Annotated in this window: 12 protein-coding genes and 1 pseudogene; 6 read left to right on the top strand and 7 right to left on the bottom strand. The window is 33.6% G+C overall.

The annotated features are described in order from the left end of the window. The first annotated feature begins 115 nt into the window (after positions 1–115). The 3 genes from D1606_RS17305 (at position 116) to D1606_RS17315 (ending at position 2,589) form a co-directional block, all read left to right on the top strand. A complete protein-coding gene (locus D1606_RS17305) occupies positions 116–436 on the top strand; it encodes an AzlD domain-containing protein (RefSeq protein WP_119417268.1) in 321 nt (106 codons plus the stop codon). 495 nt (positions 437–931) lie between these two features. Beyond that, on the top strand, positions 932–2,095 hold the full coding sequence (locus D1606_RS17310) for a cation:proton antiporter (RefSeq protein WP_369973826.1): 1,164 nt from the start codon (positions 932–934) through the stop codon (positions 2,093–2,095). 161 nt (positions 2,096–2,256) lie between these two features. Continuing rightward, entirely contained in the window at positions 2,257–2,589 is a 333-nt protein-coding gene (locus tag D1606_RS17315; protein ID WP_119417270.1) for a hypothetical protein, read from the top strand. 132 nt (positions 2,590–2,721) lie between these two features. Here D1606_RS17315 and D1606_RS17320 read toward each other — a convergent pair. The 6 genes and pseudogenes from D1606_RS17320 to D1606_RS18885 all read right to left on the bottom strand — a co-directional run bounded on the left by D1606_RS17320 (position 2,722) and on the right by D1606_RS18885 (position 7,128). Next, a pseudogene (locus tag D1606_RS17320) lies at positions 2,722–3,296 on the bottom strand (nucleotidyltransferase family protein). A gap of 62 nt (positions 3,297–3,358) precedes the next feature. Continuing rightward, complete coding sequence (locus D1606_RS17325) at positions 3,359–3,817, bottom strand: DUF2691 family protein (RefSeq protein ID WP_158582422.1); 459 nt, start codon at positions 3,815–3,817, stop codon at positions 3,359–3,361. 100 nt (positions 3,818–3,917) lie between these two features. Beyond that, positions 3,918–5,108, bottom strand: a complete 1,191-nt coding sequence (locus tag D1606_RS17330) for an FtsW/RodA/SpoVE family cell cycle protein (protein ID WP_119417272.1) — start codon at positions 5,106–5,108, stop codon at positions 3,918–3,920. Positions 5,109–5,319: 211 nt separating this feature from the next. Beyond that, the gene (locus tag D1606_RS17335) at positions 5,320–6,144 is read right to left on the bottom strand and encodes a DUF2785 domain-containing protein (protein WP_158582423.1); all 825 of its coding nucleotides are present in this window, start codon (positions 6,142–6,144) and stop codon (positions 5,320–5,322) included. Between the two features lie 390 nt (positions 6,145–6,534). After that, the gene (locus tag D1606_RS17345; RefSeq protein WP_119417275.1) at positions 6,535–6,720 is read right to left on the bottom strand and encodes a hypothetical protein; all 186 of its coding nucleotides are present in this window, start codon (positions 6,718–6,720) and stop codon (positions 6,535–6,537) included. Positions 6,721–6,954: 234 nt separating this feature from the next. After that, the gene (locus D1606_RS18885) at positions 6,955–7,128 is read right to left on the bottom strand and encodes a hypothetical protein (protein WP_158582424.1); all 174 of its coding nucleotides are present in this window, start codon (positions 7,126–7,128) and stop codon (positions 6,955–6,957) included. Positions 7,129–7,328: 200 nt separating this feature from the next. Between D1606_RS18885 and D1606_RS17350 the strand changes: the two genes are divergently transcribed. Together D1606_RS17350 and D1606_RS17355 are read left to right on the top strand one after the other, a co-directional pair. Then, the gene (locus D1606_RS17350) at positions 7,329–8,075 is read left to right on the top strand and encodes a GTP pyrophosphokinase (RefSeq protein WP_119417276.1); all 747 of its coding nucleotides are present in this window, start codon (positions 7,329–7,331) and stop codon (positions 8,073–8,075) included. Between the two features lie 74 nt (positions 8,076–8,149). Further along, on the top strand, positions 8,150–8,662 hold the full coding sequence (locus D1606_RS17355) for a thioredoxin domain-containing protein (protein WP_119417277.1): 513 nt from the start codon (positions 8,150–8,152) through the stop codon (positions 8,660–8,662). A gap of 53 nt (positions 8,663–8,715) precedes the next feature. On the opposite strand, the gene D1606_RS17360 is transcribed toward D1606_RS17355, so the two are convergent. Further along, entirely contained in the window at positions 8,716–9,282 is a 567-nt protein-coding gene (locus D1606_RS17360) for a GNAT family N-acetyltransferase (RefSeq protein WP_119417278.1), read from the bottom strand. A gap of 215 nt (positions 9,283–9,497) precedes the next feature. Here D1606_RS17360 and D1606_RS17365 point away from each other — a divergent pair, with 215 nt between their 5' ends. Continuing rightward, positions 9,498–9,869, top strand: a complete 372-nt coding sequence (locus D1606_RS17365) for a nucleotide excision repair endonuclease (protein ID WP_119417279.1) — start codon at positions 9,498–9,500, stop codon at positions 9,867–9,869. The last annotated feature ends 197 nt before the right edge of the window (positions 9,870–10,066 follow it).

The following is a 10,066-nucleotide window of genomic DNA, read 5'->3' on the forward strand; positions in this document are numbered from 1 at the left end:
TACTTATTGGTTTAGTTGCCCTTTGTATGTATATATTTTCATACTTCATGTCAACACATCTTGCTGTTCTTTTCTCAACAGTAATTGTGGCTACAATTGGGGTGGTGATTGATCGATGAGCAGTACTGCGATTATATGGACAATTCTAGGTTGTGCAGTTGTTACTTGGCTCCCAAGAATCATTCCATTTGTCTTCGTCCGAAGCGTTAAGTTGCCTGAAGTTGTATTAAAATGGCTTTCTTTTATACCAATTTGTATTTTAAGTGCGTTAGTTGTCGAAAACTTGCTAAATACGGATCACTCGTATGTCACGCTTGATTGGCCTGTATTTACTGCATTTATTCCTACTTTGATCATTGCGATTTGGACTAAAAGTTTGTCGACTACCGTTATTGTCGGCGTTATTTCAATGGCAACTATTCGTTTTTTACTATAATAAAAATGGGCTACACATGAGATGGTAGCCCTTTTATTATTTAATGATAGAAATGACTGACTAAAATTAAAAACAATACGATCATGATCATCCATATCATCTCTATAAAATTCATCTTTTTCTGTCTTTTGTACTGCATTTGCTCCCGATATATTTGCTGAATATGTTTCTTATTTACAAATTTCATCTATGGCCCTCCTGCACGGATAAGATGAATGACTACGATTACAAAGAAAACTGCTCCACGTATTATATGCTGAATATTCTAAAAATTGTTCCCCCTTTTAATACAAAACATTCTGCAGCATGTATCATAAAACCTATATAACAAGAATATATAGTAGCTTTATGTAACTCTCTGTTAAAAAGTGTGTTATTATATAAACATACTGTTTTTGAAAAGAATTCGAATGGAAGATTTTCTTAAACAATTTTGTTTTATGCAGTTCAGAATTGTTAGAATCTTCTAACTTCTATTTCTTTTTATCGGAGGTCTTGTTTATGGAGTTACTATTAGAACTAGTCATTATTATTCTAGCAACAAAAATTGCTGGATTTATAGCTACAAAATTTGGTCAACCTAGTGTTCTAGGAGAAATTATCGTCGGTATAATCATTGGTCCAGCTGTTTTAGGTTTAGTAGAAAAAAACGAACTTCTACATATTTTCAGTGAACTAGGGGTTATTTTCCTGATGTTCTTTGCTGGCATTGAAACCAATCTTAAAGATTTAACAGCCAATCTTAAATCGGCTTTATCTGTCGCATCATTTGGTGTTGTTCTTCCATTGATCGCAGGATATTTTGTTGGGATTGGATTCGGTATGGATCCTTCACATTCCCTATTCTTAGGTATTGTACTAACAGCCACTTCCGTTAGTATTTCTGTCCAAACGTTCCGTGAGTTAGGACAATTGAAAACTCGTGAAAGCGCCACAGTACTTGGTGCAGCAATTGCGGATGATATTATCGGTTTAATCTTATTAGCGATTGTTTTGAGTATCACTGTCGGTGGTACTTCGATTTCAATGGTATTGATAAAACAAGTCGTTTTCTTTGCCGTTATTATCTTATGTAATTGGAAATTGGTACCTGCAATCTCAAAATCAATTGATAAGCTTAAGATTCCGGATTTATCGATGATATTTGCTGTCGTCTTATGTTTTGGCTATGCTTACTTTGCTGATTTCATGGGCATTAGTAATATTATCGGTGCGTTCTTCGCTGGTCTAGCACTTGCAAATGACCGACATCGTGAACAATTTGAGGACAAGCTTTCTCCAACTGTCAGCGTCATTTTCATCCCGGTATTCTTTGCATATATCGGATTAAACGTGAAGTTTGACGGAATTGGCGAACATATTTGGCTAATTGTTATTTTATGTGTTGTTTCCGTACTAACGAAAATCATCGGTGGAGGTTTCGGTGCGAAGATTACTGGATTCAATATGATTTCCTCTACTCTCATCGGTACTGCCATGGTATCACGCGGTGAAGTAGCATTGATCACATCTAGTATTGGTTTGTCAAAAGGATTATTTTCTCAAGCTTACTACACACCTTTAATCATCGCGATTGTATTTACAACGATCATAACACCACCATTATTAAAAATTTGTATCAATAAAAAAGTACAATATGAAGCTTCTAAACAAGCTTAAACTGCTCGAACATGAAAAAGCTCGTTTCTTAAATGGAAACGAGCTTTTTTCTGTAATGGATAGATGAAGATAATGCGAAACCTATTATAGGATTCGCATTTTTTTATTTATATGAACTGTTATTTTATGTATTTACTGTGTAATATTATAACTAAGAGGAGGTGGTAAAAATAGAGAGAAAAAGTCGATATACAAAACTTTCATTTATATGTTTAGGAGTTTCAATTTTAACATTTTTAATAACCTATCTTCTTGGTAGTTATACAAGTACAGCGACGTATAGTAGTCCATTTAGCAATACAGTTCTATCAGCCATATTTGGTTACACTTTATTTGCCATCATCATTGTAGCTCCAATCATCGGCGTTATCTTCGGATTTATGGGAAACAAAGGTCTATTAAAAATAACCGCCATTATAGCAAATGCTGGGGCATTTTTGACATTGTCACTATTAGTGGGCGCCATGGCTGTTTATGATGTGTTCGTTCAATGAACTTTTAACTTAATTAACACCCTCTAAGTTAGGGTGTTATTTTTTATATTTTGGCAGCGTTGCTAGGCCCACGTCAAAACTATTTTTCATGTATAAAAAGCCATTTCATCAATAAAACAGCTTACTTCTTAATCAGTTGTTTAATATATGATGAACTTTAATCTTATGCCAAATTGACTTCCAATTCTTTTTTATAATTCGTTCTTCATAAATTGCAGTCCGTTCTATGGTTTCTGTGAAATAAGGAGTCGGTTTCAATTCTAAATTGATAACATCATCGAGTCCATAAGGAGCAGTGAGAACTAAATTATGATCCTTGTCTAGCTTCACTCCAAGAGCAGTCGCAGTTTCCGGAAACTTTGAAATAGCATCTTCCGAAGAAGTATAAGGAGGAAGATTATTGATGACATGCATTCTAGCTTCATTTTTTACAGACCAAGGTATATTAGGCATAAGTTTTATCAACTTATTCTCTAATTCTTTTCAAAATCCTCATCAATTTTTGTTTTATCAAAATAGATAACATCAACATCTGGCGTTTCAGTTCGATCTTTAAACTCGTGTAATGTGTCCCATATTTTTGAACGTACAAAACCTGCACAAATCCACCAATCAGGTAAATTCAAAGTACTTGCAACATTTAAAATCTCCATCATTTTTTCATCGCATTGAATTAGCTTTATCACATCTTCTTCATTTCTTAACATCTTGTGCCTCCCCCATGGCATTATTCTCTATTTTCCCTGCCTGTTAATTGTGTAACTTTCTGTTAAAAAGCAATTAAACTATACCTTGAATCATTGTCATCTGTAATATATTCGACATTCTCAAATCGACCAATTACCTCTTCATACATTTCTTGTAGTTTTTTTCTATCTTTCATATACAATGATACGTAGCACGAATCTATTATCAACAAAACAACCTCACATTGGCTAGAAGTAAATTCTTCATAGGACGAAATCTCAGTTGGAGTTGAATTTCTAGGAAAGGCTTTTAAATCAACAAAGATCGTATAATGTTCTTTTTTTAAATGGTCAAGCAATTGTTCGTTCGATAAAATCATATTTGTTTCAAATAAAGGTTCGCCTAAATCATTATTACATGTAAAATAAGATTCTACATCCATTGCCCGCCATAATACATTTTGCATATCTATCATTTGAATAATATCCCTCAGATAAAATCCATACGTATTGGGTATTTCAAATAGTATTCCTCTATGCAATTTTTTCACTCCCTTAGTTCATAACATTAGAAATCCTAATCTGACTAATAAAACAGCTAACAAAAGCGCTATTAAGATGAATAAGATCCGTACTCTACTTTTAATAGTTGAATGCATAACTTTCCTCTCCATTGTCTTTTTTGAACATATAGCCTTCATAAGAATTTTTAACAACAAGTATGATTCCTAACAACAAGAAGTTTGATAATAACGAACTTCCTCCATAGCTTAAAAATGGTAATGTCACACCGGTTACAGGGAGTAATCCCATCGTCATCCCGATATTCTGAAAAACTTGGAAAGCTAACAAACCAATAATTCCTACACCCATGATAGTTGCTAGATGTAGCTCCGCATGAATGGTAATCATGACGATCCGATAAATGAGTAAAAAGAACAAAATCACAACGACCGCTCCACCTATAAAGCCCATCTCCTCAGCAATCGCTGCAAAAATAAAATCTGTGTGTTTTTCAGGAATATAAACATTATTCCCAAGATAGCCTTTCCCTGTTGTTAAACCTGAGCCGATTGCTAATATTCCCTTTCTCGTTTGAAAAGCCGAATCACCATATTCAAAAGGTTTCAACCATCCATTGATGCGAGAAATTTGATGCGGTGATAACTTACCTAAAATTTTTTCATTGAAGAAATGTTGGTAGTTAATATAGACGATTAGTAATGTGGTGACAATAACCGTCGGAATCGCTAGTAAAGAATAGACAATCCTTCTATGTATTCCAGAAAACAATACCATTGCAAAAAGTAAAGCCCCGTATAACATAATCATACCAGTATCCGGTTGTTTATATACGATTAGTATTGGAGGCAATGTGATTATTGCCATTTTACTTAACAACCATAAATCTGAACCTATTGTTTGATTTCTCCATATCTTATGATGTTGAATCGTTATTTTACCGACAACTAAGATAAAGGCAAACTTCATAAACTCGGAAGGTTGAAAAGTACCTATAAAAGGAACTTGATACCATGATTTAGCGCTATTTATAGGTTTTGCAATGCTTTCAGGTGCGAATATTAAAGCTATTAACAAGAACATTAGAATCCAATAAATAGGCCATGCGAGTTTCAACAATTGCTCTAAATCCAATCGTGAAATTCCAACCATCAAGGATAATCCGATAATATAAAATATTAATTGCTTCCAGATAAACGAGCCTGAATATTGATTGAATACTGAGTTACTCGAATAGATAAATAAACAACTTATCATTGCAAATAGAACAATCAGTACCATAATCGCTTTATCCAATTTCACTTTCCCCATTTAATTCACCTCCATTACTACTGTGGAATTATCTTTGATTATAAATTTAAATCAAACATTTATGGTACAAATAGGTAGACGAACCATTTATTAAATGTTCGCATAAAAAAGAACGTATCTGAAAATTTCTTTTCAGATACGCCCTTAGCTACGAGCAACTGCACAACTGCAATACTTCATGATTAGAAGTGAATGCCCTGTAATCTTTCAGTCACATCCACTTTGAGATAAAGTGTAAAACAATTCCTTGCAACTCTGGTGTTAGTTTTTTGAATTTCAAAGCAAAATAGAGGCTTTTTACAAAATGCAATGTTTGTGTTCTCGCTTTTAAAAATAATGGTGAGTAGCCATTACACTCTCGACTATATTCTAAAGAATCGAATACCTGTTCAAGCCATTCGATTAATATTTTTTCATCAATTCCTTTTCGGATTAACGCTACGACAATCGCAACAAATTTCTCTTCTTCATCATCCACAAAAACAGCATCTTTCCAGAAGCAGTCTCTTAGGCTTTGCAAAATAGGCGCGCTCAATTCTAACTTGAACTTTGGATGTTGTATGCACGCAACCAAAAGATCGGCACCGTTTGCTATCCCGTATGCCCAACCTTTTCCCGGTACATAGCCCCTTGTATCCTTTTCCTTCTCTAAATAATGGACGGCAAGATCGAAAATCTCTTCATATTGCTCTGAAGTTAAAAATAATTGGCTCGCATCGTTTCGAATAATCGCCGTTAGCCACATTGCCGAAAGCGAACGTTGGAAAATGGAATCCTGATCCCTCTCCCCTATTTGAAAGTAAAAATAAGAAGGTTGTGTCAGCTGAGATACTAGAAATTGCTGATCGACAACCGACAAACTATCACTTTGTATCAGTTCTAAAAATAATCGTAAATTTTGATGATCTCGAATTGATTCATCTGGATGCCCTATATGTAATAACATATTTTCTAATATAGCTTTCGAATCTTCTTGTAAAACTTGTGTTCTTTCTATACTCGACATAGCGAGTATTTCTGAAATTTGATATGGCAAGGATAACTTCCTTTCTAAAATCGCATTACTGTTCCCTATTATCATAACAGGTAACGGCTAGAAAGGAGAGCTTTTTAATCTCCGTCCTCCTACAAGTGAAATTATGTTAAAATTACAAGAAAATAGATTCAGGAGGAATATCATTGAAAAAGTTTTTAAAGTATACCATCATACCTGCATCTTATTTTTATTGTATCGGCTATATCATTTTTGATTATCCGACTGATACGTATTTAGCTCGTGGAATAAGAGGCATCATGTCTCTCATTTTTACTATGAGCTTATTGGGTTTCGTGCTAAAGTATTTTGATAAGGGCCATAAAGAAAATTAGTTTTCTTTTTTCACTAATAAAAAAACCCATCCTAACGATGAGTTCTACATAATTTCTATTAAAATGGGAGATCTCCAGAATGCTCTCTCATATAAAATTCCATTAGTTTTTTAAAATCTTTGTACTTGATGGTCACGTATTCTTCGCCGTCTTTAATCTCAACAGGTAAATCTGAACATGCTTCTGCCATCATTTTTCGTAAATGCTCTGTTCCATCTACCATAAAAGCCCATTCATTTTCCAATAGATTCACCCTTTCCATTTCATGTTGATATTATAATTATACCATCATATGGTCAAAGATTGTGTCTACAATCATCTAATATTGTCACTCTAACAAAATAGTGAAAGAAACCTTGCTCATGTTGTATTTAGAGTATATGTGTTCTGGCAACGTTTAATGCCTCGTTTACATTTCATCTTCATATGTTGGCACTACCTATCGCATGAAAAAAAGCTATCGAGACCAATAGCTTTTCTACGATTTAGATTTTGTTTTCTTTGCAAAGTCATCAATATAAAAGAATGCTACAAACCCAGCAAGCGTTAATAGATAATAATAACTTGCCCCATCTTTCACTTGAACCATATAAATACCTGCGATAAAAACAATCGTGGCAATAATTCTTAGCAATAACACTTTTACATTCATAGGATGACCATCCTTTCTATTTTAAAGATATCAAGCTTCTAATCTTTATCTTAAACCATTCTACTATTAGAAGGCACATTTTTCATCTTTATTAAAGAATTTCAAAAATAAAAATCCTAGAGGCACATGATTATTACGTGCTAAAACTTACTAAATTTGAGAAAATAGCATTGAGCAATTATGAAGAGAAGGTGGACAAAATGAGCGATAATCAGAACATCAATCAAACACTCCTAAAGAATTTCAGAGAAGAAGTTACTCGTAGTATGCTGCTTTATAAATTTGCACTTGATGAAATTTCAACAAAGGTCAATATCCTACAAGAAGAGTTTCAATTGATCCATGAATATAATCCCATTGAACATGTAAATACACGCATTAAATCACCGAAAAGTATATTAAACAAACTACGTAAAAGGAATCTACCTCTTTCACTTCAATCTATTCAAGAAAATATTCATGACATAGCTGGAATTCGTATTATTTGCTCGTTTGTATCTGATATTTATCATATTTCTAATATGATTCAATCACAAGAAGATATTGAAGTGGTTGAGATCAAAGATTATATCAAAAACCCTAAACCAAACGGCTATCAAAGTCTCCATATCATTATGAAAATACCTGTATTTATGACTTATGGAGAAGAACATGTCTTTGTTGAAATGCAAATACGTACAATTGCGATGGACTTCTGGGCCAGCCTTGAACATAAAATTTACTATAAATACAACAAAAAAGTGCCAACTCACATAACAGATGAACTAAAAGAAGCCGCCGATGCTGCCGCACACTTAGATCGAAAAATGGAAAAACTGAATAAAGAAATCTCCTTATTTAAAGATGCTTCTCTTGATGATGATGATGAAGCATTTGACCATCAAAATGATCTGGAACAATTATTATTTGAAGAAATCGAAAAAGTTGGCTTACATTATAAACAATAACTCTCATGCAATCTTGACAAAGCCACTCGGAATAATTAAAATTTGATAAAAAGCACTTTTGGAAAGGTGATCCTATGACAGTAAAAAATGCATATTTGAGTTATGGAAGTAAAAACGCACCTGTAAAAGTAGAAGTTTTCTTAAATTTGGCATGCCCTTATTGCGCAACGTTTTATGCCATCGCAGAGGAAGTGCTAACACCGTACATAAATGAGGACAAAGTCGAATTTGTCATCAAACATTTTGATAAACCACGTGAAATGCTATTAAATGGCGCGTTGATTAACGCATTCTTGCATTATAGTGAAAAGGACCACACACGTGAAATTATCAAAGAACTTTTTGCTACCCAACAAGAATGGGATCATTTAACAAACCAAGATATCAAACGAATGCTCCAAGAAAAATATGGTTTAATCGAGCGTTCTGAAAATACTTCCATCAGCTTAAACATACTCGGCGAAACAATCGAACGTAACATTACAATGGTTCCAACCATCTATATCAACGACAAAGAATTCCAATACCCTCGAGAACTAGATGCCGAAGAACTTCGGTATGAAATAGAAACTGAACTTTTGAAGTAATTGGTAAGGGAGCTATTAAAAGCTCCTTTTTACTTTGATTTTAAAAACTCCTACTACTGTGAGTTCTTGTAATATACCAAATGGTCTGTCCACTCATCATTTTCATATATAAAGCCTTTGCGAATACATTCGAATTCCATACCTACACTTTCTGTTAATTTCATCGAAGGTGTATTATCAATGTTAATGTGAGCTTCTATACGGTGGAATTTCATAAGTTTAAAACCCATATTAAGAGCTTCTTTTACCGCTTCTTTACCGTAACCCTTTTTCCAATACTGATTATGAATGGTATATCCTATTCTTGCCCATTGGAAATCATCTCTTGCTAATGTTGAAAAATCGACCATTCCTAAATGTGTACCATCTTCTTTTCTAAACACACCAAATACATGTGCAATATCTGACAAAGCCAACTCTTGATGCTTATCTACCAATTTGTGAAACCACTCTCTTGTACATTCACTCATGTCTATTTTCCCTTGATCGTGTCGATTTTGAGATGGATAACGTTTTTCAAATTCACTTAACCAATTTTCATAATCATCGTATTTTAACGGTCTTATTATTAATCTTTCTGTTTCTGAAATAAGACCAAACTTTTCCTCTTTTAATTTCAATGTGACATCTCCTCTAATTGACTTAACTACGAAATCAATTTCGTTAACTTAACTCATTTGGAAAATTGATACAATTCAAGTTTATCATAGAAGAAATATGTTGAGAACAACATTTGTTAGTAACCCACTTTTCCCCAGTAATATTACCTTTACTAGCTTTTCCAGTATTTTTGTGGTACATTAAGTTCTATATGAATATGAGGACGTGAATTTTTTTGATTAAAATTGAAATGCCAAAACCAGATATCGTTATTCGCCAACGCGAACAAAAACCAAAAGAAGGAGAAGCTATTATCCCTTCTATTTACGGATTTATTGATTTCCATAAAATCCCTCGTGATAAAGGTGGAATTATTCTTTTCTACAACAAAGAAAATGAAGTGTTATTTGTAGGTAAAGCCCGCAAAATGCGTCAACGTGTGAAAAAACATTTTGAAGATAATGTTTCACCTTTAAAAGATCATCGTGATGAAGTACACAAAATCGAAGCATACGTCGTTCAAGATCCTATGGAACGTGAAATTTACGAAACATATGCGATCAATATGCTTCATGCAAAATATAATACAGAAAAAGTTTTCTACTAATTTAGTAGGCATTAGAAATCCCCAAAGTTTTTTACTTTGGGGATTTTTGTTTTAATTTAGGTGTTGGTGCGGCAAAGAATTCAGTTTAAACTTAATAGAATATGGATTGCAGATGTAAAAAGCGAAGATTAATAGGATCCTTTATTTCGACTTGGTTTGTTTAGTGTAACTCAAGCTGTCTTTTGCACAACTCAGAC

This window comes from Rummeliibacillus sp. POC4 (assembly GCF_003576525.1).
Taxonomy (GTDB): domain Bacteria; phylum Bacillota; class Bacilli; order Bacillales_A; family Planococcaceae; genus Rummeliibacillus.